Consider the following 26,213-nt stretch of genomic DNA (forward strand, 5'->3'; position numbering starts at 1 on the left):
CCGGCGTGCGGGCCACCCCGGCCGCCCACCCACCATCACGGCGCGCGCGGGAAGAAGGAGATGGTTCACGTGACAGGCGCGCCCGTACTGGCGTTGCGCGGGGTCCACAAGCGCTTCGGCGCGGTCCAGGCACTGACCGACGTGCACCTGGAGGTCCACGCAGGCGAGGTGGTGGCCCTGGTGGGCGACAACGGCGCCGGAAAGTCCACGCTGGTGAAGACCATCGCCGGCGTCCACCCGATCGACGAGGGGACGATCGAGTGGGAGGGGCAGCCGGTCTCCATCGGCCGCCCGCACGACGCCCAGGCCCTCGGCGTCGCCACGGTCTACCAGGACCTCGCGCTCTGCGACAACCTCGACGTGGTCGGAAACCTCTTCCTCGGCCGCGAGTTGAAGCGCTTCGGCACCCTCGACGAGGTCGCCATGGAGAAGCGCGCCCGCGAGCTGCTGGACACCCTCTCCATCCGCATCCCGAGCGTGCGCATCCCCATCGCCGCCCTCTCCGGCGGCCAGCGCCAGGTGGTCGCGATCGCCCGCGCCCTGGTCGGCGACCCCAAGATCGTCATCCTGGACGAGCCCACCGCGGCCCTCGGCGTCGAGCAGACCGCCCAGGTCCTCGACCTCGTCGAGCGCCTGCGCGACCGCGGCCTCGGCGTCATCCTGATCAGCCACAACATGGCCGACGTCAAGGCCGTCGCCGACACCGTCGCCGTCCTGCGCCTGGGTCGCAACAACGGCGTCTTCGAGGTGGCGGACACCTCGCACGAGGAGATCATCTCCGCCATCACCGGCGCCACCGAGAACGCCGTCACCCGCCGCCAGGCACGACTCGCGGAGGAAGCGAAGTGACCACCGAGAACACCACCGACCAGGTCGTCGGTCAGCCTGCCGAGCAGCCCGCCGACCAGCCCGCCCCGGCCGCGCCCGCGGTCGACCCCCGGCTGCTGGTCCGCGAGGCCGGATTCGCCGGCTACCTCGCCGAGTTCAAGCGGAAGATGAAGAACGGCGACCTCGGCTCCGTGCCGGTCGTCCTCGGCCTGATCCTCATCGGCGTCATCTTCCAGAGCATCACCGGCGACTTCCTCAACGCCGACATCCTCACCAACATCACCAAGTGGATCGCCGGCCCCGGTCTGATCGCCGTCGGCATCGTCTTCGTGCTCCTCCTCGGTGAGATCGACCTCTCGCTCGGCTCCGTCGCCGGCGTCTCCGCGGCGATAGCCGCCGTGCTGTCCGCGCGCTCCGGCTACAACGAGTGGCTCTCCTGCCTCATCGCGATCGCCGCCGCCGTCGCCATCGGCGCCCTGCACGGCTTCTTCTTCGCCAAGATCGGCGTCCCGGCCTTCGTCGTCACCCTCGCCGGCCTGCTCGCGTGGAGCGGCCTGCAGCAGTACGTGCTGGGGGACAAGGGCACCGTCAACGTCGTCAACGACGGCGTCCTGGCCAACCTGGACACCTACTTCCTCGGCGACGGCGACATCGCCTACACCTGGGGCCTCGCCGTCCTCGGCATCGCGCTCTTCGCCGCCGGGCAGCTCCTGGACGCCCGCCGCCGCACCGCCGCCGGGCTCGCCGCGCGCCCCATGAGCGAGATCGCGCTGCGCACCGGCGTCCTGGCCGTCCTCGCGCTGACCACCGCCTACATGCTCAACCAGGACCGCGGCCTGCCGCTGCCCCTGCTGGTCTTCCTGGCGGTCGTCGTCATCACCGACTTCGTCCTGCGCCGCACCGGCTACGGCCGGAAGATCTTCGCCGTCGGCGGTGGCGTGGAGGCGGCCCGCCGCGCGGGCATCAACGTCGCCTGGATCCGGATCTCGGTCTTCATGATCTCCGCCGGCATGGCGGCCCTCGGCGGCCTGTTCATCGCCTCGCAGCAGGGCTCCGCCGACAAGCTCCTCGGCGGCGGCAACGTCCTGATGAACTCCATCGCGGCGGCCGTCATCGGCGGCACCAGCCTGTTCGGTGGGCGCGGCAAGACCTGGTCCGCGCTGCTCGGCATCCTGGTCATCCAGTCGATCATCACCGGCCTCGACCTGGTCCACGTCGACCAGGCCATCCAGTACATGATCACCGGCGCCGTCCTGCTCGCCGCCGTCGTCCTGGACTCCGTCTCCCGCCGCACCCGCAAGACCGCCGCGCGCTGACCCGTCATCGCCCGCGGCACGGGCCGGCCCGGTACCCACCCCCTCGGGTACCGGGCCGGCCCGTTCGCGTCGTAGCCGCGGACACACGCGGTGTCCACAAACGGAACCACCCTTTGACGTAGACGGATCGTCGGCTCCGTCGCGGCCCTGTGACGGCCTGTCGGGCGTGGCTAGCATGAGGCAGCTCCACCACAGGTTCCAACGACAAGAACCATAGGGAGGACAGCCATGTGCGTAGTGGTGACTGACATCCGTGACGCCGGCCTGCTGGACATCGACGAGGACACCATCGTGTTCGAGGACGAGCTCGACGCGGACCTCACGCCGGTCGCGTGTCTCGCCGACCCGTGGGTCACGTACGTCCCGACCCGCTTCCCCTGCAACCCGGACTTCTGATCCCGGCGATCCGACAGGCAGCAGGCGGAACCGGGGGAGGGGCGGACCGTTGAGCGCACCACCCGACCCCGGCTCCGCCGACGGGCTGCGGCGCCGCGTCGAGGCGCTCGCCGCAGCCACCGCCGTCCCGCGCGGGCCGCTGCGCACCGACGGACAGTGGTGGTACCTCCGGGACCCGCGGATGCCGGACCCGGCCCACGGCTGGAAGCTGCACGTCTCCACCCGCCCCGGCACCCTCGCGGACCTGCTGGACGTGGTGGTTCCGATCCTGCTGCGCCACACCTGCGACCTGAAGTTCGCGCACAGCGCCGCAGTGCTGCAGGAGCTCAACAGCGGCCGGCACGGCGCCGCCGCCGTCGGGAAGGCCGTGACGGTCTACCCCGGGCAGGACGAAGTCCACGCGCTGGGACAGGAGTTGGCCCAGGCGCTGACCGGATGGGCCGGCCCCGGGGTGGTCAGCGACCGCCGGATCCGGCCGGACTCCCCGGTCTACCTCCGCTACGGTCCGTTCCGGGTCACCCAGGACAAGGCGGAGCGCGGCATGACCGGCCCCGACGGCTCGCTGTTCCCGGGCCTGGCCGAGGCCCGCTACCGCCAACCGCCCTGGGCCGACGACCCGTTCACACCGCACGACGCCCCCGCCCGGACGGCGACCACCCGGGTCGGCGACGGGCGCTACCGCATCACCGCGGGCATCACCCGCGCCCCGAGCGGCCACGTCTACCGCGCGATCGAACTCGCCACCGGGCGCGAGGTGGTGGTCAAGCAGGCCCGGGCCTTCGTCGCCGAGGACGGCGCCGGCACCGACGCCCGCGGCCGACTGCGGCACGAACGCCGGGTGCTCGCCGCACTGGCCGGGGTGCCCGGGGTGCCGCCGCTGGTCGACTACTTCCGGCACGGCACCGACGAGTACCTGGTCAGCGGCGCCTGCGGGCGGCGCGACCTGCGGCGGGAGGTCCTGACCTCCGGTCCGTACACCGCCGCCGCGGATGCCTCCGGCCGCGACGGGTGGCGGCTGGCACGCGGGCTGCTGCGGATCCTGGACGCGGTGCACGCGCGCGGCGTGGTGGTCTGCGACCTCAAACCCGCGAACGTCGTGCTCGACCACGACGGCCGCGCCTGCCTGGTCGACTTCGGGGTGAGCGCCCTGGCCGGCGACCGCCCACCCGGCGCCACCGCCGGATACGGCCTGCCGGGCGCCACCGGCGACGACCCGACCGAGGACCACTACGCGCTGGGCACCACCCTGCACTACGCCCTCACCGGCCTCGACCCCGTCGTGATCGACCCCGACCCCGCGACCAACCGCGACCGCACGCTCGCCTGCCTGCGCGCCGCCCTGCCCGAGGCCGAGACCGACCCGCTGGTCGGCCTGGTCGCCGGGCTGCTGAGCCTCGACCCGGCGCAGCGCGCCAAGGCGGCAGCGGGACTGCGCGGCGGCGCTGCCGTTGCCGCACTCGTACGGCGCCGGGCGGAGCGGCCCGGGCGGGCGCTGCTGGACGAGGCCCTCGAGCACACCGTCACCACCTGTGTACGGATGGCCCGCGAGCTGGTCACCGCCGACCCAGGCGCGGAGCGCCCCCGTACCCTCCTCTCCCTCTACGACGGCGCGGCCGGGCTCGGCCTCGAACTGCTGCAGCACCCGGACCGCCCCGACGCCCGCTCCGCCGCCACCGACCTGGCCCGCTGGACCGCGGGCCACCCGGCCCTCGTCCACCTGGACGCATCGCTGTACCAGGGCCGCACCGGCGTCGAACTGTTCCTCGCGGAGGCGGCGGCCGCGCTCGGGACGGCACCGCTCCCGTCCGGACCGGGCGTGGGGACGGGCGTGGGGACGGACCAGATCGCCGGTGCGGCCGGGATCGGCACCGGGCACCTGCTGATCGCGGCCGTCGGCTCGGGAGCCGGCGCGTCGGAGGTCATCGGGTCGGAGGTCGTGAGCTCGGAGGCCGACCGGTACCGCGCGGTCGCCGCCCGCTGCGCCGTCCGGCTGACGACCGGACCGCTCGACCATCCCGAGGACCCGCCCAACCCCGGCACCGCCGCCCTCGCGGAAGGCTTCGCCCACGGCCGCGCGGGCGTCGCCCACTTCCTGCTCGCCATGCCCGACGAGGCGTCACAGCGCACCGCCCGCCGGATCGTCGACGGCCTCGCGGCCGACCTCCCCCGGATCGCGGACGCCGCCCGCCGGCCCGGCGCGACCCGCCGCTACCTCGCGTGGTGCCGGGGACTCGCCGGACTCGGCACCCTGTTGGTCCAGGCCGGTCTGCGGTACGGCGACGACGACCTGATCGCCCTGGCCGCCGAAGCCGCCGACACCTGCCGGGAACTCGCCCCCAGAACCGCCGAGGTCTTCCGCTGCTGCGGCCTGGCCGGCGTCGGGGACCTCCTGGTCGACCTGGCCGTGGCCACCGGCGACGCGCGCCACTGGACCGCCGCCGAAGACCTCGCGCACCTCGTCCTCACCCGCGCCGGCGGCCCGCCGACGCGGCCGGTCTTCGCCGGCCGGCAACCCGACGTCGAGGCCCGCGCATGGGCGGTCGGCACACCCGGCGTCACCACCTTCCTGCGCCGCCTGTCCCGCCGCGGCGGCCCGGTGCCCGGACTGCTGCCGCTGCGCTGAGTACTCGCCCAGTGCCCGGTCAGCACGGCGGACATCAGCAGCCTGCGGTACGCCATGGTCGGCGCACCACCGCTCCCGACGAGGTCTACCTGGGCGCGCCGGGCTGGCCCGACGTCCGCGTCCGTACCGGTAGGGTGTCGTGTTCGATCGCCAACTACGGTGCACGGGACGGGAACCCGTAGAGTGCGTGGTATGTCGGACGACGAACTGCGGCGGATCAACGCCTTCCTGGCCGGCTTCGCCCGCCGACGGGCCGAGCGCACGGTGGAACTCCCGGGCGGGTTCGCGGTGTTCGACGACCGCTTCGCGGGCTCGTGGTCGAACAACCAGGTCGTCGTGGACCGGACGGACGCGGAGCCGGACACCCTGCCGGGGCTCGTCGACGAGGTGATGGGAGAGCGGCCGTTCCGCATCGTGTCCGTGCTGGACGGGGAGTTCGGCGAGGCGTGCGCCGCGCCGTTCGAGCGGGCCGGGTACCGGCACAGCACCTACCTGGTGATGCTGCACACCGGCCGCACCCCCGCCGCCGACGACGGCCGCACCGTCGAGGAGGTCGACCTGGAGGCGCTCCGCGAGCCGCTGGCGGCGAGTTGGCGTGCGGCGCTCCCGGACGCTGACGAGGAGGTGATCCGCCTGCTGGTCGACCGGCGGGTTGCCTCCCGGCGAGGCGCCGAGCGCGTCCGGTTCCTCGGCGCGCGGGCGGAGTACGGCGAGGTGGCCGCTTGGGCGGACCTCTACCTCGAACCCGCCCTCGGGATCGCCCAGGTCGAGGACCTGATGACCGCCGAGGCACACCGTCGGCGCGGCCACGCCGACGCCGTCCTGGCCGCCGCCCTGCACCGCGCGGCGGGAGCCGGCTGCGCCACGCGCTTCCTGATCGCGGAGTCCGACGACTGGCCGAGGAGCTGGTACGCCCGCCGGGGCTTCGAGGTCATCGGGCACACTCACGGCTTCGAGCGCACCTGACGCCGAGCCCACCGACCTCAGCCGACCGGCCACTCCCCGCGTCCGGCCAGGTCCAGGACCAGGGCGGCGATGTTCCACGCGTCGTCGTCGCCCCGGTGGTGGCGGCCCTCCAGCGGGAGGCCGGCGAAGGCGAGGGCCTGGGCCATGCCGGGGCGTCGGCGCAGCCGGTACGAGGCGGTGAAGGGGATCTTCGCGTTGGTGTGGTGCCGTCCGAAGGGGTACGTGGTGCCGGTGTCGCGGCACTGTCGGGTGAATTGGTTGCGGTCGTAGTCGCCCCAACTGGCCCAGGGCAGTGAGCCCGTCCGGTGCTGGGCCTTCAGTGTCCGGCAGGCCTCGGCGAAGGAGAGGCCCCCGTCCACCTCGGCCTGGGTCAGCCCGGTCAGCTCGGTGCAGAACGGGCTCACCTCCGAGCGGGCCGGGCGCACTAGCAGCCGGTGCTTGGCGAGGCGCTCGCCGGCGCGCAGGTCGACCACGGTGAGTCCGATCTCGATGATCTCGCTCACCTGCCCGGGCGGTGGCTGTCCCTCCCAGCAGGTCGCTTCGACATCGACCACGTTCAGCAGGTGCTCGTTGACGTTCATGAGGGGAGATCGTAGGAACCTCCCGGCCCCCGGGGCATCCGGATTTCGCCGCCCGTGGCCTGCGGCGCGGTGGGGTTGTGCGCGTCAGTCCGCGAGGCCCAGGGGGTCGGGAGCGGTGTCCAGCAGCTCGGGGCCGTTGTTGCGGACGCTGTTGACCGCGGTGGGGACCGCGCGCACGCGCAGCTCCCCGTCCGCGGGGCGGCGCAGGAGGTGGTGGAGTTCGGCGGGGTCGACGTGGGCGGGGGAGAGCCAGCCGGGGAGGTCGTCGGGGGCGATGGTGAGGGGCATCCGGTCGTGGACGCGGCCGGCGCTGTCGGTGGCGTCGGTGGTGATGACGGTGGCGGTGGCGAGCCAGGCGAGCGGGTCGTCGTCGGCGCGGGTGCGGTCGCGCCAGAACTCGTAGAGCCCGGCCATCAGCATCACGCCGCCGGTGCTGAGGAAGTACGGCTGCTTGTACTTCTTGCGGTCGGCGGTGGCGGGGACCTCGCGCCACTCGAAGTAGCCGTCGGCGGGGATGACGCAGCGACGGGCGGCGAAGGCCTTGCGGAAGGCGGGCTTGGTGTCGACGGTCTCCGAGCGGGCGTTGATCATGCGGGCGCCGCCGGACGGGTCCTTGGACCAGGACGGGACCAGTCCCCAGCGCAGCGGGCGCAGTTGGCGCAGCACCTCGCCGGTGTCCCGGTCGACGCGCTCCAGGACGGCGGGGACCGGGTCGGTGGGCGCGACGTTCCAGCTCGGCGCGAAGGTCTCGGCCGGGTCCCAGCGGAGCTCTCCGAGCAGCGAGACGAGGTCCTGGGGCGTGGTGGTGGAGACGAAGCGGCCGCACATGCCCCCAGCCTGCCACCCGGGACGGACAACCGGGGCGCACCCCGCGGGTTCAGCGCGGCGCCCGGCCTGCGGGGGGCTGGCCTGCGGGGGGCTGGTCTCCGTGGGGCTGGCCTGCGTGGGACTGGCCTCCCGAGGTGTGGCCTCCCGGGGTGTGGCCGAAGGTGCGGCGGAAGACGTCGATGAAGGCGCTGGCGGAGGCCCAGCCGCAGCGGTGGGCGACGGCGGTGACCGGCATTCCCTCGGCGAGCAGGACGAGGGCGTGGTGCAGCCGCAGCTGGGTGCGCCACTGGGGGAAGGTCATGCCGAGGTCAGCGCGGAAGAGCCGGGAGAGGGTGCGCTCGCCGGCGCCGACGGCCCGCCCGAGCGCGGCGAGGGTACGGCGGTCGGCGGGGTCGGCCTCCAGCAGGGCGCACACGGCGCGCAGCACGGGCGTGGCGGGGGTGGGCAGGTGGAGCGGCTGCTGCGGCGAGGCGCGCAGCTGGTCCAGCAGGACGGCGCGCAGCCGGGCGTATTCGGGGCTGTGGTCCTCGGGGCTGTGGTCCTCGGGCCCGCGGGTGTAGGCGACGATCAGCTCGCGCAGCAGTGGTCCGACGGCGAGGACGGTCGGCCGGTCGAGGGCGAGCGGGTTCTCGGTGGCGGGCAGGCCGACGAGGTGGAGTTCCAGTTCGCCGTGGGCCTGGTGGGCGTGGACGGTACCGGCCGGGATCCACAGGGCGCGGTTGCCGGGGGCGACCCAGGAGCCGGCGTCGGTGGTGATGGTCAGGACGCCGCGGGCGGCGTAGGCGATCTGGTGGTCGTCGTGCCGGTGTGCGTCGATCTCGCCGCCGGGCGGCAGGAGTTGGGCGCGGGTCGGGGCGACGGGATCATGGCGGATTCTCGGCATTGTCTGGCAGATTATCGGAAGTCCGACAGGGGGCCCCGCAGCGAGCATGGCGGAATGCCGAAGCGAACACACGAGAAGCCGACGCGATCACACGAGAAGCCGAAGCGGACCCACGACCACCGGTCGATCCTCCTGCTCTCCGTCGGGCATGCCTGCGTGGACGTCTACCAGGGCGCGGTGGCGGCCCTGGTGCCGTTCTTCGCGGCCGAGCGCCACTACGGCTACGCCGCCGTGTCCGGGGTGGTGCTCGCCGCCTCGCTGCTGTCCTCGGTGGCGCAGCCGCTGTTCGGGGCGCTCACCGACCGCCGTCCGCTGCCCTGGCTGCTGCCGGCGAGCACCCTGCTGGGCGGGGCGGGCATCGCGCTGAGCGGGGTGAGCGGCTCGTACGGGCTGACGCTCGCCTTCGTGGCGCTGTCCGGGGTGGGGGTGGCGGCGTACCACCCGGAGTCGGCCCGGGTGGCGCGGCTGGCGGCGCAGCGGTCGCGGGGCGGTCGGGGCGGCCACCGGGGGATGGCCTGGTTCTCGCTAGGCGGCAACCTGGGCTTCGCGGCGGCGCCGCTGCTGGTCGCCGCCGTGGTCGGGACCGGGGGGTTGCGGCTGACGCCGCTGCTGGTGCTGCCGGCGCTCGCGGGCACCGCGCTGTGCCTGCCGGTGCTGCGCGAGCTGGAGCGGAGGCGCGCGGCCGGGGCGGAGGCACCGCGGCCGCAGACGGCGGACGACCGGGCCGCCTTCGTGCGGCTGTCGCTGGCAGTGGTGTGCCGTTCGATCGCTTTCGTCGGGCTGAGCACCTTCCTCTCGCTGTTCGTCACCCAGCGCCTGGGCGGCGGGGCGGCGGCGGGCACCGCGGCGCTGGTGGTGCTGTACGCGGGCGGCGCGGTGGGCTCGGTGCTGGGCGGCGCGCTGGCGGACCGGTGGGGGCGGGTCGCGGTGGCCGGGTGGTCGTACCTGGTGGCGGCGGTCGCGGTGGCCGGGGTGCTGCTGGTGCCGGGCCCGGCGCTGTACCTGTTCGTGGCGCTGACCTCGGCGGGGCTGTACGTGCCGTTCTCGCTGCAGGTCACGCTGGGGCAGGACTACCTGCCGTCGCGGATCGGCACGGCGAGCGGGATCACCCTCGGGCTGACGGTCAGCATCGGCGGCCTGGTGGGCCCGCTGATCGGCAGCCTCGCGGACGCGACCTCGCTGCGGACGGCGCTCCTGCCGCTGGTGCTGATGCCGGTGCTGAGCTGGGCGCTGTTCCGGAGGCTGCCCGAGCCGGTCGTGCCCGAGTCCGTGGAGCCCGAGTCGGAGCCGGAGCGGGTGTTGCCGGAACACGTCGGGCCGGACGCGGTGGATCCCGTGCGGAGGCCGGCGGCGCGGGTCAGGCCGTGACCGCCGCGACGACCTCCGCGTAGGCCTCGAACAGCCGTGGCGCGCCCGGCCTGGGGTCGGCGAGCAGCAGTGCCCAGCAGCGGGCGACCAGCTCGCGGGCCTCGGTGCCGGGCCACGGCTGTACCTCAGCGGAGCCGTCCGTCCTCCGTCCACGGACGCAGCTTCTCCGGGTTGCGGACCGCCCAGATGCGGGTGATGCGGCCGTCGTCCACGCCGAACGCCGCCACGGTCGCGGTGACGCCCCTGTGCTGGGCGACCAGGCCGGGCCGGCCGTTGACCGACCGCTCCAGGAGCGTCAGCCCGGGCGCCTTGTCGGCGATGTGGATCAGGTACTGGGCGATCCGCTCGGCGCCCAGGACGGGGCGCAGGACGGCGCCGACCATCCCGCCGCCGTCGGCGGTCATCGTGGCGTCGGGAGCGAGCAGCCCGACCAGGGCCCGGATGTCCCTCGCCTCCCAGGCCTCCTTGAAGTGCCGTACCAGACCTGCCTGTCCGGCTCTGGGTGCCGTCGGAGCCTGCGCGGCGCGCACCCGCCGGCGTGCGGAGGACGCGAGCTGCCGGCAGGCCGCCGGGGTCCGCCCGACGATCTCGGCGACCTCGGGGAAGGGGTAGCGGAAGACGTCGTGCAGGATGAACGCCACCCGCTCGGCCGGCGTCATCGCTTCCAGCACGACGAGGAAGGCCATGTTCACCGACTCGTCCAGGGTGACCCAGTCGGCGGGGTCGGACGGCTCCTCACTGCCGCCGCCGGGCCAGCCGACCCACTCCGTGCGGTCCGGCAGGGGTTCGGGGATCCACTCGCCGACGTAGCGCTCGCGCCGTGCCCGCGCCGACCCGAGCAGGTCCAGGCAGACCCGGGTGGCCACCGTGGTCAGCCAGGCACCGGGGGAGGCGATCGCCTCCTGCCGCTCCCTCGGCATCGCGTACCAGCGGGCGTACGTCTCCTGCACGGCGTCCTCGGCCTCGGCCAGGGAGCCGAGCAACCGGTAGGCGAGGTTGATCAGCTGCCGCCGCTCGCCGACGACGGCGCTCAGGTCCGGCTCGGATGGGGTGTTCATGGTCGGGCCCGCTCCCTGGTCCTGAGGTGTTTTCCGCTCTCGACGCTCTCGACGCTCTCGACGCTCTCGCCGTTCCGACGAAACGGCGCACCGCGCCGTGGGACCGGACTCCCACCTCACACTTGGCGGTCCCACGTCGTCGGATGACCGAGACACTAACGATCACCGCCGCGAGGCAGAAGAGGGGACCGCGCCATGGCCATACCGACGACAACAGCAGGACCGCGCAGCCACACCTTCCTGAGGGTCGCCATCGCCCTGCAGACCGCAGCAGTCTTCTTCCAGGCGGTCACGGCCGGCCTGTTGCTCTCCACCTCCTACGGCGAGACGCTGCACGGCGTCGGGGCCCGCGTGATGTACGGCGCGTCGATGCTGTACGTGCTCGCCGCGATCCTGGCCTGGCGCCCGGGCGGTGGATCGCCCCGCCCGATCCTGTACTCGACCGGCTTCCTGCTGCTCGCCTCGGCGCAGGTGGTCCTGGGCATCGCGCACGTGCCGTCGGTGCACGTCCCGGTGGGCGTGCTCATCTTCGGCCTGAGTATGGCAGCACTGGTCCGGGCACCGGCCGCCCGCGTCGCGCAGGCGGCCGGTGCCCGGACCGGGGGGCTCAGGAGCTGAGCGTCCACCTCTGCCCGGCGGGCGGGTCGGTGGTGACGGGCGTGCCGGGGGCGGCGGAGGAGACGCCGAGGGCGAGTCCGGTGGCGACCACGGTGAGGCCGAGGGCGTCGGTGGCCGGGTCCTGCGTCACCTTCCACTCCTGCCAGGGGTTCCCCGGCGCGAGGTCGAGCAGGTAGGCGCTGTTCCCGGCGCAGGCCCCGGCCGAGAGCGCGGTGTGGCGGTGGGTCGCGGTGTCGCAGCCGTCGGTGATCCGCACCGTGCCGTCCGGGTTGCGGGTGAACGTCCACTGCTGCGCCGGGTCCCCGGCGCGCACCGGCTCCAGGTCCGCGATCGAGGTGAGCGGCGAGCCGCAGGAGCCGGAGACGCTCAGTGCCAGGCCGCCGGCGGTGGTCAGCACGTGGTAGCGGCCGTCGTCGACCACGCCCGACGCCCCGCCGGTCGACTGCGCGGTGAGCCGGTAGAGTGCCGCGCCGTGCGGGGGCAGGGAGGCGCCGAGCGGGCCGGTGACGGTCGAACTCGCTCCCGTCCACAGCTCCTTGGCGCGGTAACCGGAGCCGGTGAGCCCGAGTTCGGTGAGGCTGGTGCCCACCGTCCGGGCGGCCGACGGGTCCTGGTTGACCAGCAGGACGGCGGTGTCCCCATTGGCCAGCGGCCGCTTGAGCACCAGCGGTGCCCGCCCGTCGGCAGGCCGCGTGCCGACCAGGGTGGCGGGTTCGGCCAGGCTGTCCTGGTCGATGGCGACCACCTCGCGGTTCTTCAGGATCGCGAGGCTCGCCGCGCTGATCCCGGTGGACCAGCTGTAGCCGTCGGCGCTGTGCCGGGACTGTTCGGCGGTGCGCAGGTCGGCGCCGGAGATCAGCGGTGCGGCGAGCATGGCCAGGACCGAGGTCTCGGTCCGGGACTCGTCGTCGGTGAACGGCTTGTGGCAGGGGCAGGTGTCGGTGGTGCCGTACAGGCCGTAGACGTCCTGCCAGCCGGTGAACATCATGTCGAGGTCGTTCCAGCTGCCCGGGCGGACGTTGCCCGGGTACTGCAGCGCGGTCCGCAACTGTCCGTTCCAGAGCACCCCGTCGAGCTCGCTGTCCCGGTCGCCGCCGATCCGGCACAGGTTCGCGACCTGGCCGCACCAGACGCCGGTCGGCGCGTAGCCGGGCGCCTGGAAGGGGGCCGTCCCGGCCGCCCGGACGACCGGGTCGGTGCGGGCCGGGTCGTCGGCGGCGAGCAGGTACGGCACACCGGTGTGCACGGGCTGGGCGGAGACGCTGAGGGTGACCCTGGGGCGGCCCTGGGCGGCGGAGGCGGCGTCCAGGGCGTGCTGGAAGGTCTGCACCCGGGCGTAGACGGAGCGGGTCAGCTCCTTGCCCTCGCCCTGCGTGCCGTAGTCGTGCCCGTCCGGACCGACGATGCGCGGGCCGTACGGGCAGTCGTCGTACTTGACGAAGTCCACGCCCCAGGCGACGAAGTCGGCCGCGTCGGTGCTCTCGTGGCCGAGGCTGCCGGGGTGCATCTGGCAGGTGACGTAGGTGTCGGTGGCGTAGAGGCCGAACTTCATGCCCTTGTCGTGCGCGTACCGGGCGAGGTACTCGATCCCGTTGACGGTACGGCCGTCGACGGTCTGCGCGGGGAAGTGGTCGGGGCGCGGGACCAGGTGGCCGGAAGTGGGGTCGTTGCCGGTGCCGTCGCTGCCGCTCACCGGGTTCCCGGCGGCGTCGTAGAGCTGCAGGCCGCCGTCGGCGTTGCGGACGAGATCGCTGCTCTGGCCGTCGCGGTGCCACAGCGACCAGCCGTCGTCGATGGTGACGGTGTCGTAGCCGGCGGCGACCAGGCCGTTGGCGGCCATGAAGTCGATGGTCTGGACGACCTGTTCCTGGGTGACCTCGGTGCCGAGGGAGTTCCAGGAGTTCCAACCCATCGGCGGGGTCGGGGCGTTGCCGTTGCCGAGCGCGGCGGCGGGGACGGCCGTCCCGAGGTCGACGGCGCTGAGTCCGGCGGTGGCGAGGGCGAGGGAGAGCAGGGTTGCCGCGAGGCGGCGGGGAGTTCGGCGCATGCGCGCGCTCCTGAGGGTGTGGGGGTCGGTGGTGCGGGGGAACCGCGGCCGGCCGGGTGGGGCCGGCCGGCCGCGGGTGGTGCGGTGTGGGGGTACAGCGGTGTGGTGGGAGTCAGTCCGTGACGGCCGCGGTGGCGGAGCGGCCGGGGGCGAGGGTGACGGTGGCGTAGGTGTAGGTGACGCCGTCGACCGTCTTGGTCCGGGCGTCGCGCCTCTCGCCGTCGACGGTGACGCGCGTGTGCTCACCCCGAAACCTGGCCTCCCAAGTGAGCGTCTTCGCACCGGTGTTGGTGACGCTGCTGCTCCGCTCGCCGTCGTGGCGGACGGTCACCGCGCCGCCGCCGACCGGGATCGACGCGACCTGCAGCCAGCCCATCGAGGCGGGCAGCCGGGAGGTGGTGGCGAGCGCGGAGCCGGCCGCGTCCGGTTCGACGCCGAGCAGGCCCTGGACGGTCTGGGCGAGCAGCGTGAACGGGACTTCGGGGTAGTCGCCGTTGAGCAGCTGCCCGCTGACGTGCGGCTCGCCGACGCTCTCGTAGACGTGGCGCATCCACTTCCAGGCGGTGGTGCCGTCCTGGTTGGCGAAGAAGGCGTCCGGCAGGTAGGTGTAGGCCTCCAGGTTGACGGAGCGCTCCGGACCGGAGTCGGCGGCGTCGACGGCGGCGAGCAGGGCGTCCCGGCGCGGGCCCGGGTCGAGGAGCTGCTTGACCGGCATCAGCACGCTCGCCTCGTACCCCCAGCCGGTGACCGGCCGGCCGGCGGTGTCGTAGCCGTGCACGACCTCCCCGGGCTGCCGACTGTCCACGCTCCAGCGCGAGTTGACGTACGACCGCAGCGCATCGGCGGCGCGCCGGTGGTCGGCGGCGGAGGCGGTGTCGCCCCGGGCGTCGGCCAGGGTGGCGGCGGCGAGGTAGGCCTGGTACTGGGCGCCCAGCGCGTCACCGGCCTCGGCGTAGGTGCCGGCGGCGTTCTCGGCGTAGCTCGCCGTTCCGGCGAAGATGCTGCGGCTGGTGGCCTGCGGGATCGGCAGGCCGCCGTTGTCGACCGGGCCGGGGTGGCGGGCGATGAACGGGCCGAGGGTGTGGCGGACGTACGTGCCGAGGGCGGGGTCGTCGGCGTAGTCGCGGTCGCCGGTCCAGCGGTAGGCCTCACCGGCCTTCTGGACGAGCTCGAACGGTGCGGGCAGCTCGCGGACGAAGCGGCTCGGGCTGCGGTAGTCGATCGCGCCGTACGTCCGGGCGTCGAAGTTGAGCGCCCAGACCGGGTAGAGCCCGTTGACCTCGGTCGCGGAGTCGGCGAAGCCGCGCAGCATGGTCTTGTTCTCGGCGTCCAGGCCGAGCAGGTGGGCGCCGACCAGCTGGTGGGCGAAGTCCCGGCTGTAGAAGGCGGATCGGAACGGGTAGCCGGCCCAGTAGGTGGCGTCGTAGGCGATGCTGCCGGTGCCGCCGGGGTGGTTCTCGTCCATGTCGCGGACGCCGGTGCCGCCGGCCTGCTGCACCCAGCTGTTGGCCTTGGTCTTGGCCCAGTCGAACCGGGCGACGACCTCGGGGTCGGAGGAGCTGACCACCGGGTCGTTCGGGGCGGACGGGGCGACGGCCGCGTCGTCCACGTTGACCCAACCGGTCGGCGAGGAGCCGACGGTGAGGACCACGAGGTCGCCAGGGGCGACGCGGACCCGGGGGAGGGTGTACTTCGCGTAGGTGGGCTGCGCCGGGAGGGTGAGGGAGCGGATTACCGTGCCGTTGACGCTGACCGAGAAGGTGCCGCCGGCGCCGCCGGTCGCGATCCAGGCGGAGAGGTCGTGGCTGCCCGCGGTGACGGCGGTCGTCCGGTGGGTGACCGTGTAGCCGGTCCCGGCATCGAGGTAGGCGAGGCGGGTGCCGCTGTGCGGGTTGTTGGTGGCGATGCCGGTGTGCTCGCCGAGCGCCCAGCCGTCGGCGCCCTGCTCGAATCCGGGGTTGGCGAGCGCGAGGGGCTCGCTGCGGGTGAGCGTCCAGCGGTGGGCCGGACGGGCGTCGCAGTGGCGGTGCCCCCGGGGTGGCGTCGGCTCGGCGCTCAGACAGGCGTCGGTGCCGCTTGCGGTGAGGGTGTAAGTACCCTGCGGGGCACGGGAGACGGTGAAGCGTTCGGCGTCGGGGGAGGTTCCGCAGTCGGCGGTGGCGGGCGGGTGGCCCGGACCGTCGAGGGTGAGGCAGCGGCCGCTCGCGGCGTTGACGAGCAGGTAGTCGCCGCCGGTGCGGCGCAGCTGCCAGCGCTGGCTGAGCAGACGCTGGCAGTCCGCCCCGAGGACTGGGGTGCCGGCGGCGGACCGCGCGTACTGCGGGCCGAGGCAGCTGCCGTCGAGCGCGGAGCCGAGGACGTAGTTGCCGCCGTCCACCACCGGTGCCCCGTCGTCCGCGAGCGCCGGGCCCGCGCCGAGGGCCTGGGCGGCGAGGACGGCCAGGAGCAGGAGACCGGACGGTAAGGCGCGGGTGCGGGGTGGCATGGCGGGTCCTCTTCCGGTCGGGGTGGTTCGCCTGTGAGGCGTTTGAACGTTCAAATCAGCGGGTTCGATGCGGGCTGCATCTCATGTGATGGGTGACATTTCACATGTCCAGGCAAGTCGCGTCAACGGTCTGGACAGTACCGGGATGACTCCTGCCCCGTGAGGGCCAGGAGTGTCACCGGCTACCGCGCGGTTCGCGTGCAGAGGCGGCCTCGGCGGCCTCGGCGGGGGAGCGTGGCGAGCGTGTCGTCCAGGGCCGAGCTCGAGCCGCCGGGGCGGGGGCGGTTGTGGGGGAGCTTGGCGAGCATCGAACCCATCGCGCAGGTGTCGGTCAGCGCGGAGAAGGCCAGCCCGGCGCCGATCGCGGCGGCGACCCAGCGGGCGCCCGGCAGGGCGAGGTCCAGCAGCAGCGCGAGGAGGAGGAGCGAGCCCGCCGCCAGCCGGACCTGGCGGTCCATCGCCCACACCGCGCGGCCGTCGACCGCCTTGTCCAGCGGCTGCCCGGCGCCGGACCAGGCGTTGGTGCCGCCGGTCAGGGTGAGGGCGGGGATCCCGGCGGCGGCGAGCCGACGGCAGGCGTTGTCGGCGCGCGGACCGGCGGCGCAGACGACGGCGAGCTCGTTCTGCTGGGCGGCGCCGCGCAGGCCGGTCGAACCGGCCCCGCGGGCTAAGGGATCATGTCCGGTGCGATTCGCATCGAAAGGGAAGCAGATGAGCGGAATCCCGGCGGAGATCGACACCCCGGACATCGTGGTCGAACTGGACGTGCTCGAGAGGAACATCGAGCGCATGGCGGCGGCACTGCGGGCCAAGGGCCTGCGGCTGCGGCCCCACGCCAAGACCCACAAGATGCCCGAGATCGCCGCGCGGCAGCTCGCGGCGGGCGCCACCGGGCTGACGGTGGCGACCATCGGCGAGGCCGAGGTCTTCGCCGAGCACGGTGCCACCGACCTCTTCATCGCCTACCCGCTGTGGATCGGTTCCCGGCAGGCGGAGCGGCTGCGGCGGCTCGCCGGCACGGCCAGGATCGCGATCGGCGTGGATTCCGCCGAGGGGGCCGAGGCGGCGGGCCGCCACCTCGGCCCCGCGGCCAGTGACATCGAGGCCGTGGTGGAGATCGACAGCGGTCACCACCGCAGCGGCGTCCGCCCGGAGCAGGCCGTGGCGGTGGCCCGGGCGGCGGCCGGGGCGGGGCTGCGCGTCGGCGGAGTGTTCACCTTCCCGGGCCACGGCTACGCCCCGGGCATGCCTGCGAAGGCGGCCGAGGAGGAGCGGCAGGCGCTCGGCCGGGCCGCCGAACTGCTCGCCGCCGCGGGCTTCGAGGTCACGCGGGTGAGCGGTGGCTCCACCCCGACCGCCGAACTGACCCCGACCGCCGAAGGCGCCCGGACCGCCGGGGACACCCCCACCGTCGGAGACACCCCCACCGCCGGGCAGGCCGGGCCTCCGGCGCTCACCGAAGTACGGCCGGGCGTCTACGTGTTCGGCGACGCCCAGCAGCTCGAACTCGGCCGGTGCGCCCTCGCGGACATCGCGCTGACGGTCGCGGCGACCGTCGTCAGCAGGCACGAGGGCGATGACACCATCCCCCGGCGGCTCGTCCTCGACGCGGGCAGCAAGGTCCTCGGCGGCGACCGCCCCTCCTGGACGACGGGCTTCGGCCGACTCATGGACCACCCCGAAGCCCGCATCACGGCGCTGTCCGAGCACCACGCCACCGTGGCCTGGCCCCGCGACGCGGACCTGCCCGCTCTGGGGGAGCGGCTGCGCGTGATCCCCAACCACGTCTGCGTCGCCGTCAACCTCGTCGACGACGTCGCCGTGGTCCGCGACGGCAAGCTCGTGGACCGCTGGCGCGTCGCCGCCCGCGGCAGGAACGCCTGAGCGCAGGGCACCAGGCACCCGCACCGCCCGCACCGCCCGTACTGCCCGCACCGCCCGCCGGCCCCGAGGCCCGGCGGGTGGTGCAGCCCCGGCACGTGGACGCCGACGGGCTCGGCGATCCACCCGTGCGACCTCGTGCTCCCGCCGTCCGGCAGCTTCGTCCGGGGGCTTTGTATCCGTCGTGTATCGGAGAGCGCTTGATCGCGCATCGACGTCGGTGGCGCGGCAGGGGTGTCCGATCTCTGCGGTATCGTCCGTTCTCGTTCCGTCCCCCGCCCCCGTTCCCCAGCGCGAGCGTCGCGCCCATCCGAAGAGGAGCCGTCCGCCCGTGTCCGACCCCCGTCCGGTCCGCGTGCTGCTGGTGGAGGACGACGAGCTGATGCGCCGGTCGTTCACCGTCGCGCTCGAACGGTACGGGTACGAGATGACGGCTGCGGCCGACGGGCTCACCGGGCTGGAGCTGTTCCGCGACGGGGGCTTCGACCTGCTGATCCTGGACGTCCTGCTGCCCGGGCTCGACGGGATCGGGCTGTGCCGCCGGGTGCGGGAGACCAGCCTGGTGCCCGTCCTGATGATGTCCGCGCGCGGGGACGGGCTCGACGTCGTCGCAGGTCTCGAGGCCGGGGCCGACGACTACGTGGTCAAGCCCGTCGACACCTTCGTGCTCGTCGCCCGCATCCGCTCGCTGCTGCGGCGGGCGAGGTACGCGCCGCCGCAGCCGGGACCGGAACCGGCCGCCCCGCCGGCGGAGGTCCTCACCTTCGGGGACCTCGTCGTCGACACCGCCGGCATGGAGGTGTCCGTCGCCGGCCGGCCTGTGGCGCTGACCCCGACGGAGCTGAAGGTGCTCCTCGAATTCGCCGCCCGTCCGGGCGTCGTGCTGGAACGGCACACCCTGCTGCGCGACGTCTGGGACTACGGCTGGGACGGCGACAGCCGGGTCGTCGACCTGTGCGTGCAGCGGCTGCGCCGGAAGCTGGGCCGGGACCGGATCGAGACGGTCCGCGGCTTCGGCTACAAGCTCAGGCGCTGAGAGCAGTGCGACTGCCCCGGAGTACGGGCGCGGGCCGTACGTCCCTGCGCTGGAAGATCGCCGCGCTGGCCGCCCTCACCGCCTGCCTGGTCGCGGCGGCGGTCGGCGTGCTGGTGCACGTGTGGACCGCGCAGGACATCCGCAGCCGCGCCGAGGCTCAGGCCGTCAACACGGTCTACTCGGCCATGGACGTCTACCGCCGCACCGGAGCGCTCGCGGACGGTGCGGCGCTCGACCCGCCCGACCTGCCCGCCGCGCTGCGCGCCCCGGCCGACGACGGCCGGCACACGGCCTACGGCGGGAGCGTCGACGGGAACCTCGGGCCGAGCGTCTGGGGCGCCCAGCGCACCGCGGGGCCGGGCAGCCCGGTGCTCGCCGTGCGGATCAACATGAGCCCCGAGCTCCACACCCTGAGCCGCCTCGACATGACCGTGACGGCGGCCTCGCTGGTCGCACTCGCGGCGGCCGTACCCGTCGCGGTGTACGGTGCCGGGCTGCTCGGCCGTCGGCTGCGGCGCGTCTCCGAGACCGCGGGCCGGATCTCCGCCGGGGACCTCGACGCCCGCACCGGGCCGACCGGGGGCCGCGACGAGGTGGCCGACATCGCCGCCGCCGTCGACCTCATGGCCGACAGCCTCGGCCGACGCCTGCGCGTCGAGCGGCAGTTCACCGCCGACGTGGCCCACGAACTGCGCACCCCCGTCGGCGGCCTGCTCGCCGCCGTCGACCTGCTGCCGCCCGGCGAGACGGAGGACCTGCTCCGCGCCCGGGTGCGCGACCTGCGCGGCCTGGTCGAGGACCTCCTGGAGATCTCCCGCCTCGACGCCGGCGCCGAACGGCCGGTCCGCGCCCGGGTGCCGCTCGGCGCCGTCCTCACGGAGGCGGTCGCGCGCACGGGCTACCAGGCCGAAGTGACGGTCGAAGGGGAGGGCACCGTCTTCGCCGAGACCGACCCGCGCCGGCTGGAACGCATCGTCGGCAACCTCGTCGTCAACGCCCACCGCCACGGCGCCGCCCCGGTCACCGTCACCGTCGTTCCCGCCGGACGGACGGTCGTCGTGCGCGACCACGGCCCCGGCTTCCCGGAGGAGCTGCTGCTCCACGGCCCGCGCCGGTTCCACACGGGCGCCCGCGAGCGCGGCTCGGGCCACGGCCTCGGCCTGACCATCGCGTTCGGCCAGGCCCGGCTCCTCGGCGCCGAACTGCGCCTGGACAACGCCCCGGACGGCGGCGCCGTCGCCACCCTCTCCCTGCCGCCGGACTGACCGCGGGCCGCGGACGACACCGCGACCGCAGAACCGATACGAACCGGAGCGCCGGCCGATACACGGCGGCCACGGGCACCGATACGTCGCCCGGACACCCTTCGACGTGCAGACCCCGCACCACGAAGAGGAGCCCCCGTGCCCGTCGACCCCCTTGCCCTGAGCCCCGCCCCCGGGATCGCGGCCGCCGCCACCGACCTGACGAAGGTCTACGGCGCCCGCGACACCCGCGTCACCGCCCTGGACGGGGTGAGCGTCGGCTTCCGGGAGGGCGAGTTCACCGCGATCATGGGCCCGTCCGGCTGCGGCAAGTCCACCCTGCTGCACTGCCTCGCAGGGCTGGACACCCCCACCTTCGGCTCGGTGCGCATCGGCACCTCCGAGCTCGGCACGCTCGACGACCGGCAGCTCACCCGGCTGCGCCGGGACCGGATCGGCTTCGTCTTCCAGGCGTTCAACCTCCTGCCGACCCTCACCGCGCTGGAGAACATCACCCTGCCGCTCGCCATCGCCGGGCGCGGCCCCGACCAGCACTGGCTGGACCGCGTGGTCGCCATGGTCGGCCTCGCCGACCGCCTCGGGCACCGGCCCGCGCAGCTGTCCGGCGGGCAGCAGCAGCGCGTCGCCGTCGCCCGCGCCCTGGCCGGACGGCCCGCGGTCGTCTTCGCCGACGAGCCCACCGGCAACCTCGACTCCCGCGCGGGGACGGAGGTCCTCGGCTTCCTGCGCGACTCCGTCCGCGAACTGGGCCAGACCGTGGTCATGGTCACCCACGACCCCGTCGCCGCCGCGTTCGCCGACCGCGCGGTCTTCCTCTCCGACGGCCGCCTCGTCGACGAGATGGTGCGCCCCACCCCCGACCGGGTGCTGGACGCGATGCGGAACTTCGACGCGCGCGCCGCCGCCCGCTGACCCCGCCGCTCGCTGACCCCGCCGCTCGCTGACACCGCCGACCTGCCACCCCGAATTCCCCAGGAAGACACCCATGTTGAAAACGGCCCTGCGTAGCGCCCTGGCACACAAGGCCCGGCTGGCCATGACCGTGCTCGCGATCTGCCTCGGCGTCGCCTTCGTGTCCGGCACCCTGGTGTTCGCGGACACCACCGCCGCGGCCCACCGCGCCGCCGCCTCGCGGAACTTCGCCGACATCGCGGTCACCGTGACGGCCAAGGAACCCCCGCCCGGCGCCGCCGCCGACCGGCAGCCCGGCGCGCTCGACGACGCGCTCGCGCGGACACTGGCCGACATCCCCGGCGTCGCGGCCGTGCGGCCCGCCGCCGACGGCTCGGCCGTCCTGAACGCGGCGGACGGCACCCCGCTGCGGGTCGGCGCGCGGTGGGCCAACCAGGCCGCCGCCTACGTGCCGGGCCGGGACGGCACCGACAGCCGCCACCCGCTGGTCGAGGGCAGGGGCCCGAAGGACGGCGACGAGATCGCCGTGGACCGCGGCACGGCCGCCGCCGGCCGGCTGAGGATCGGCGACCAGGTCACGCTGGCCACCGACGGGCCGGCCATGACCAAGCGGCTCGTCGGCATCGTCACCACCGCCGACACCCGGGTGACCGCCGGCGGTACCCTCGTCCTGTTCGAGCGGGCGACGGCCCAGCAACTGTTCGCCACCCCAGGCCACTACACCGGGATCGACCTCGCCGCCGCGCCCGGCACCGACCCCTCCGACCTCGCCCGCCGGGTCACCGCCGTGCTCCCCGCCGATCGCGCCGAGGCCACCACCGGCGCCGCCCTGGCCGCCCGACAGGCCGTCCTCGTCGACACCCTGACCCGCGGCTACGAGAAGCTGCCGCTCGTCTTCGCCGGGGTATCGCTGTTCATCGCGTCCTTCCTCATCGCCAACACCTTCACCATGCTGGTGGCGCGGCGCACCCGGGAGACGGCGCTGCTGCGGGCGATCGGCGCACAGCGCCGCCAGGTGGCGCGCGCCGTCCTCTTGGAGGCCCTCGTGGTCGGGCTCGTCGCGTCGGCGGCGGGCTTCCTGCTGGGCCTCGGCATCGCGTCGGTGCTGCCCGGCCTCCTCGGCGGCGGGCTGCCCCGCGGCCCGCTGGTGATCGGCCCGGGCTCCGTGGTCGCGGCGCTCACCGTGGGGGTCGGCGTCACCGTGCCCGCCGCGTGGCTGCCGTCCCGCCGGGCGGCCCGCATCGCGCCGATCGAGGCGCTGCGCACGGCCGAACAGCCGCCTTCCGCAAGCCGGTTGCGCCTGCGCGCCGCGGCGGGCCTCGCCCTCGTCGTACTCGGCGCCGCTCTACTGGTCGCGCTCCGCGGCGCGAAGGACGCCTCGGAGGAGAACCTGCGCAGCGCACTGCTCGGCTGCGCGGCCCTCGGCTGCGGCCTGATCGCGCTCGCGCCGGTACTCGCCGCCCCGGTGGTCCGCTCGTTCGGACGGATCGCCGACCTGCTCACCGGCCGCGTCGGCGTGGCCGGGCGCGGTGGTTCCGGTGGCCCCGTCGGCGTCACCGGCCGCGCTGGTTTCGCCGGCCGCGTCGGCGTGGCCGGGCGCCTCGCCCGCGAGAACGCGCTGCGCGACCCGCGGCGCACCGCCGCGACCGCCGCCACCCTGATGGTCAGCACCGCGCTGGTGGCCGGGCTCGCCACCATCGGCAACTCCGCCGCGCGGGCACTCGACCAGCGGGCGGCGGCCGGGCTCGCCGCCGACTACGTGATCGGCTCCCGCTCCACCACGGACGGCGTCGACCCGGCCGCCGTCCAAAGGGTGGCTGAGACCGCCGGGGTGCGGACGGCTCATGCCGTCACGGACTCCACCATGGTGGCCGGCGGCGCGGTCCTGCAGGTCGCGGGCGTCGACCCCGACGCGGTCGGGGCCGGCAGCGCGGTGGGGTCCGGTACCGCGCCGGGAGCCGGTGCCGCGCCGGGCGCCGTCATCCGGCTCGACATGACCGGCGGTTCCGTCCGCGACCTCGGCCCCGGCCGGATCGTCGTGTCCGCCACCGTCGCCAGGGAGCACCACCTGAGTCCGGGGGACCGCCTCGACGCCCGCATGGGCCGTGCCCAGGACGCCCGGCCGTACACCGTCGTGGGCGTCTACCGGGACAACCCGACCGCGCTCGACGCGCTCGCCACCCGCGCCGAGGTGGCGGCCGACAGCTACCTGCCCGGCTCCGTCCAGCGGATCCTCGTCCGCACCGACGCCGAATCACCCGCGATGGAGGACCGCCTGCGCACCGCCGTCGGCCACAACCCGCTGCTGAAGGTGCAGGACCGCGCCCGGCTCGCGCGCGAGGCCGCCGGCCCGATGGGTGACCTGCTGGCCGCCCTGTACGGGATGCTCGCGGTCGGCGCCGTGATCGGCGCGCTCGGCATCGCCAACACCATGGCCGTGTCGGTGGCGGAGCGCACCCGGGAGATCGGCCTGCTGCGCGCCGTCGGCCTGGACCGCGCGGGCGTCCGGCGGATGATCCGCCTGGAGGCGGTGACCGTCGCCGCGTTCGGCACCCTGCTCGGCCTGGCGTCCGGACTCGCCGGCGCCTGGGGGGTCGGCCCGCTGGCCACCGGCGCGGTCGAGCACTACACCCTGGCCGTGCCCTGGGGGACGCTGCTCCTCGTCTGCGCCGCCTCGCTCGCGATCGGTGTGCTCGCCGCGGCCGCCCCGGCCCGCCGCGCGGCCGCGCTCGCCCCCCTGGCGGCCACCGCGCGGAGGTGATCGAAAACCGGCCCGGGGCAGGTCCCAGCGCCGCCGGCGACGGTCGGCGGAACGAGCCTGTGCCCGGCCCTCCGGCACGCGGGGGGCGGCAGGTCGGCCCGGTGGGTGGCCCGGCCGGCCGTCAGAGGCCGGGGACGGCGTCCTTCGCCAGGGCGTGCCAGTTGGTGACGATCGGCTTGTCGACCGGGGTGGTGCCGACCGGGAGACTGGCCGGGTTCGGGTCCGGGTTGCCGATGGCGATGATGACGTCGGTGAACTCGACCGCCTGGTTGCCCTTGGTCGTCTTCGCCTGGACGCCCGCGTACGCGGTCTTGGCGCCGCTCAGGGTGATCGGCTCGCCGGTGGTGTGCTCGGCGGCGGCGGCCTCGATGCCGCCCGAGCCGAACGCGATGACGGGGTGGGCCGCGGGGAGCGTGCAGGTGATGCCCGGCTTGGCCTTGGCCGTGACCAGGATGTAGCCGCCGGCCTGGGACTCGGTCTTCGCGCCGAGCACCAGGTCGTTGGCGGCGCAGGCCTGCCCGTGCCCGCCCTTGTCGGTGGCGTTGGAGGTCGCGGCGGGGGAGGAGGGGGCCTTCGTCGGCGTGGCCGTGCCCGGTGTGGCCGAGGTCGGCGCGGCCGGGGCGGGCGCCGCGGCGGTGGCCGCGGGGCTGGCGGCGGTGGTACCCGAGTCGGAGTTGTCCGGTCCGCAGGCCGTCGCGGTGGCGGCGAGTGCCGCGACGGCGGCGGTGGTCAGGGCGAGGCGACGGATGCGCATGAGTGTGCTCCTGCTGTCATGGGCCGGTATGGGTCATCGATGTCCGTTCACCGTAGGTGCAGGTCGTTCACGGATCGGTCCGGGAAGTTTCCCGATCCTGTTTCAGAAAACCGTGCGGGTCGGTCCCTTGGGTGGCCTGGCGGTGCCCGTCCTGGCAGGAGCCGTGCGGTGCCGCTGTGCCGCCTGCTCCCACCGACGACAGCAGCAGGATCAAGGGTGATTTCGACGGTGACGGCAAGGCCGATGTCGGTGTGCTGTACGACCTGGGCCGTACTGACTCACAGGCCCCGCAGGGACAGAAGTCGCTGCGGGGCCGACTTCCCGTACGAGGTGGTCCAGTTCGGCGAGCTGGACTGGCAGGTGATCCGGGACGTCGACCCGGTGGCCGCGTCCGCAGTGCGCAACCGCATCGCCGACGAGGCCGCCGACACCGAGGACCTGCTGGTCGCCAGCAGCAGCCCTGGAATTGAACGCGTTCAGAATCCGGGCTAGGCTGGGCGGCGAAGATGAGGGGGAACGCATGAAGATCGTCATTCCCGGTGGATCCGGTGCCCTCGGCGCGCTGCTCGACCGCAGCCTGACCGCCGCCGGACACCAGGTGGTCATCCTGAGTCGCAGGCCCGCACGGCCCCGGCAGGTCGGCTGGGACGGACGGACGCTGGGCGCCTGGGCGCAGGAGATCGACGGTTGCGACGTCGTGGTCAACCTCGCCGGGCGCAGCGTCAACTGCCGCTACACGGAGGAGAACCGGCGCACCATGATGGACTCCCGGGTGCTCTCCACCCGGGTCGTCGGCGAGGCGATCGCGGCCGCGCGCCGTCCGCCCGCCGTCTGGTTGCAGATGAGCACCGCTACCGTCTACGCCCACCGCCACGACGCCCCGAACGGCGAGGACGACGGCCTGATCGGCGGCGGCGAGCCCGACGCCCCGGCCTCCTGGCAGTACAGCATCGACATCGCCCGGGCCTGGGAGGAGGCCCAGACGGAGGCCGACACCCCGCACACCCGCAGGGCCGCGCTGCGCACCGCCGTCGTCCTCGGCCCCGAGCGCGGCGGCGCCTTCGACTCGCTCTCCTGGCTGGCCCGCCTCGGCGCCGGCGGCGCGATCGCGGGCGGCGCGCAGTACGTCTCCTGGATCCACGAGCGCGACTTCGCCCGCGCCGTCGACTTCCTGATCGCCCACGAGGAGCTGACCGGCCCGGTCAACCTCGCCGCCCCGAACCCGCTGCCCCAGCGCGAGTTCATGCGCGAGCTGCGCACCGCCTGGGGAATGCCGCTGGCCCTGCCCGCCACCCGCTGGATGGCCGAACTCGGCGCGTTCGCCCTGCGCTCCGAGTCCGAGCTGTTGCTGAAGAGCCGACGCGTCGTGCCGACCCGCCTGCTCGACGCGGGCTTCGACTTCGAGTACCCGTGCTGGCCGGCCGCCGCCCGCAACCTCGTCCGGCGCCTGCGCGGGCGGTAGCGGGCGGGCGGCGGGCGTCGGGTTCGTCACGGGGCCGTCACAGCTGGGAGCCCGCACGGCGTAGCCGCTAACCCCGACCGAGGTAGCGGCAGGCCGTCACCCGGTCCGTCCGGAGGGGCGCTCGCGGACGACCTCGGCGGCCGGC

22 protein-coding genes are annotated in these 26,213 nt (G+C 74.5%); 14 read left to right on the forward strand and 8 right to left on the reverse strand.

Going from position 1 to position 26,213, the window contains the following annotated elements; translation table 11 throughout:
* The first annotated feature begins 60 nt into the window (after positions 1–60).
* From ACZ3TI_RS19695 to ACZ3TI_RS19715, 5 genes are all read left to right on the forward strand, one after another.
* Positions 61–849, forward strand: a complete 789-nt coding sequence (locus ACZ3TI_RS19695) for an ATP-binding cassette domain-containing protein (RefSeq protein WP_465727764.1) — start codon at positions 61–63, stop codon at positions 847–849.
* Positions 846–2,144 (forward strand): sugar ABC transporter permease, encoded by a 1,299-nt coding sequence (locus ACZ3TI_RS19700; RefSeq protein WP_465727766.1) that lies wholly within the window; start codon positions 846–848, stop codon positions 2,142–2,144. The genes ACZ3TI_RS19695 and ACZ3TI_RS19700 overlap by 4 nt, the downstream gene beginning before the upstream one ends.
* A 240-nt stretch (positions 2,145–2,384) precedes the next feature.
* Positions 2,385–2,540 (forward strand): SflA family class IV lanthipeptide, encoded by a 156-nt coding sequence (locus ACZ3TI_RS19705; RefSeq protein WP_465727768.1) that lies wholly within the window; start codon positions 2,385–2,387, stop codon positions 2,538–2,540.
* A gap of 49 nt (positions 2,541–2,589) precedes the next feature.
* Positions 2,590–5,163, forward strand: a complete 2,574-nt coding sequence (gene lanL / locus ACZ3TI_RS19710; RefSeq protein WP_465727770.1) for a class IV lanthionine synthetase LanL — start codon at positions 2,590–2,592, stop codon at positions 5,161–5,163.
* A gap of 192 nt (positions 5,164–5,355) precedes the next feature.
* Positions 5,356–6,129, forward strand: a complete 774-nt coding sequence (locus ACZ3TI_RS19715) for a GNAT family N-acetyltransferase (RefSeq protein ID WP_465727772.1) — start codon at positions 5,356–5,358, stop codon at positions 6,127–6,129.
* Between the two features lie 17 nt (positions 6,130–6,146).
* On the opposite strand, the gene ACZ3TI_RS19720 is transcribed toward ACZ3TI_RS19715, so the two are convergent.
* From ACZ3TI_RS19720 to ACZ3TI_RS19730, 3 genes are all read right to left on the reverse strand, one after another.
* Positions 6,147–6,710, reverse strand: coding sequence for a 3'-5' exonuclease (locus ACZ3TI_RS19720; protein ID WP_465727774.1), 564 nt, complete (start codon positions 6,708–6,710; stop codon positions 6,147–6,149).
* 84 nt (positions 6,711–6,794) lie between these two features.
* Entirely contained in the window at positions 6,795–7,538 is a 744-nt protein-coding gene (locus tag ACZ3TI_RS19725) for an SOS response-associated peptidase (RefSeq protein ID WP_465727776.1), read from the reverse strand.
* A 49-nt stretch (positions 7,539–7,587) separates the two neighbouring features.
* On the reverse strand, positions 7,588–8,421 hold the full coding sequence (locus tag ACZ3TI_RS19730) for an AraC family transcriptional regulator (RefSeq protein ID WP_465727778.1): 834 nt from the start codon (positions 8,419–8,421) through the stop codon (positions 7,588–7,590).
* A 54-nt stretch (positions 8,422–8,475) separates the two neighbouring features.
* On the opposite strand from ACZ3TI_RS19730, the gene ACZ3TI_RS19735 reads away from it, so the two are divergent.
* Complete coding sequence (locus ACZ3TI_RS19735; protein ID WP_465727780.1) at positions 8,476–9,789, forward strand: MFS transporter; 1,314 nt, start codon at positions 8,476–8,478, stop codon at positions 9,787–9,789.
* 125 nt (positions 9,790–9,914) lie between these two features.
* Here the strand turns inward: ACZ3TI_RS19735 and sigJ are convergent, their stop codons facing one another.
* The gene (gene sigJ, locus ACZ3TI_RS19740) at positions 9,915–10,847 is read right to left on the reverse strand and encodes an RNA polymerase sigma factor SigJ (protein WP_465727782.1); all 933 of its coding nucleotides are present in this window, start codon (positions 10,845–10,847) and stop codon (positions 9,915–9,917) included.
* 195 nt (positions 10,848–11,042) lie between these two features.
* Between sigJ and ACZ3TI_RS19745 the strand changes: the two genes are divergently transcribed.
* Entirely contained in the window at positions 11,043–11,465 is a 423-nt protein-coding gene (locus ACZ3TI_RS19745; protein WP_465727784.1) for a hypothetical protein, read from the forward strand.
* Here ACZ3TI_RS19745 and ACZ3TI_RS19750 read toward each other — a convergent pair.
* From ACZ3TI_RS19750 to ACZ3TI_RS19760, 3 genes are all read right to left on the reverse strand, one after another.
* Positions 11,455–13,512 carry an alpha-galactosidase gene (locus ACZ3TI_RS19750; RefSeq protein WP_465727786.1) on the reverse strand — a complete coding sequence of 686 codons (2,058 nt, stop codon included), beginning with the start codon at positions 13,510–13,512 and terminating at the stop codon, positions 11,455–11,457. The two genes, ACZ3TI_RS19745 and ACZ3TI_RS19750, sit on opposite strands and share 11 nt — an antisense overlap.
* A gap of 112 nt (positions 13,513–13,624) precedes the next feature.
* Positions 13,625–15,997 carry an RICIN domain-containing protein gene (locus ACZ3TI_RS19755; RefSeq protein WP_465727788.1) on the reverse strand — a complete coding sequence of 791 codons (2,373 nt, stop codon included), beginning with the start codon at positions 15,995–15,997 and terminating at the stop codon, positions 13,625–13,627.
* Between the two features lie 182 nt (positions 15,998–16,179).
* On the reverse strand, positions 16,180–16,737 hold the full coding sequence (locus ACZ3TI_RS19760) for a rhodanese-like domain-containing protein (RefSeq protein WP_465727790.1): 558 nt from the start codon (positions 16,735–16,737) through the stop codon (positions 16,180–16,182).
* Between ACZ3TI_RS19760 and ACZ3TI_RS19765 the strand changes: the two genes are divergently transcribed.
* From ACZ3TI_RS19765 to ACZ3TI_RS19785, 5 genes are all read left to right on the forward strand, one after another.
* Positions 16,709–17,881 carry a D-TA family PLP-dependent enzyme gene (locus ACZ3TI_RS19765; RefSeq protein WP_465727792.1) on the forward strand — a complete coding sequence of 391 codons (1,173 nt, stop codon included), beginning with the start codon at positions 16,709–16,711 and terminating at the stop codon, positions 17,879–17,881. The two genes, ACZ3TI_RS19760 and ACZ3TI_RS19765, sit on opposite strands and share 29 nt — an antisense overlap.
* A 328-nt stretch (positions 17,882–18,209) precedes the next feature.
* Complete coding sequence (cseB, locus tag ACZ3TI_RS19770; protein WP_465727794.1) at positions 18,210–18,914, forward strand: two-component system response regulator CseB; 705 nt, start codon at positions 18,210–18,212, stop codon at positions 18,912–18,914.
* Positions 18,915–18,925: 11 nt separating this feature from the next.
* Positions 18,926–20,179 (forward strand): sensor histidine kinase, encoded by a 1,254-nt coding sequence (locus ACZ3TI_RS19775; RefSeq protein ID WP_465727947.1) that lies wholly within the window; start codon positions 18,926–18,928, stop codon positions 20,177–20,179.
* A 138-nt stretch (positions 20,180–20,317) separates the two neighbouring features.
* The gene (locus ACZ3TI_RS19780; protein ID WP_465727796.1) at positions 20,318–21,091 is read left to right on the forward strand and encodes an ABC transporter ATP-binding protein; all 774 of its coding nucleotides are present in this window, start codon (positions 20,318–20,320) and stop codon (positions 21,089–21,091) included.
* Between the two features lie 73 nt (positions 21,092–21,164).
* Positions 21,165–23,852, forward strand: coding sequence for an ABC transporter permease (locus tag ACZ3TI_RS19785; RefSeq protein WP_465727798.1), 2,688 nt, complete (start codon positions 21,165–21,167; stop codon positions 23,850–23,852).
* 121 nt (positions 23,853–23,973) lie between these two features.
* Here the strand turns inward: ACZ3TI_RS19785 and ACZ3TI_RS19790 are convergent, their stop codons facing one another.
* Positions 23,974–24,606 (reverse strand): DUF4232 domain-containing protein, encoded by a 633-nt coding sequence (locus tag ACZ3TI_RS19790; protein WP_465727800.1) that lies wholly within the window; start codon positions 24,604–24,606, stop codon positions 23,974–23,976.
* A 330-nt stretch (positions 24,607–24,936) separates the two neighbouring features.
* Here ACZ3TI_RS19790 and ACZ3TI_RS19795 point away from each other — a divergent pair, with 330 nt between their 5' ends.
* Together ACZ3TI_RS19795 and ACZ3TI_RS19800 are read left to right on the forward strand one after the other, a co-directional pair.
* Entirely contained in the window at positions 24,937–25,098 is a 162-nt protein-coding gene (locus tag ACZ3TI_RS19795) for a hypothetical protein (protein ID WP_465727802.1), read from the forward strand.
* A gap of 28 nt (positions 25,099–25,126) precedes the next feature.
* A complete protein-coding gene (locus ACZ3TI_RS19800) occupies positions 25,127–26,068 on the forward strand; it encodes a TIGR01777 family oxidoreductase (protein ID WP_465727804.1) in 942 nt (313 codons plus the stop codon).
* Positions 26,069–26,213: the final 145 nt, after the last annotated feature.

Source organism: Kitasatospora sp. NPDC023120 (assembly GCF_055560835.1).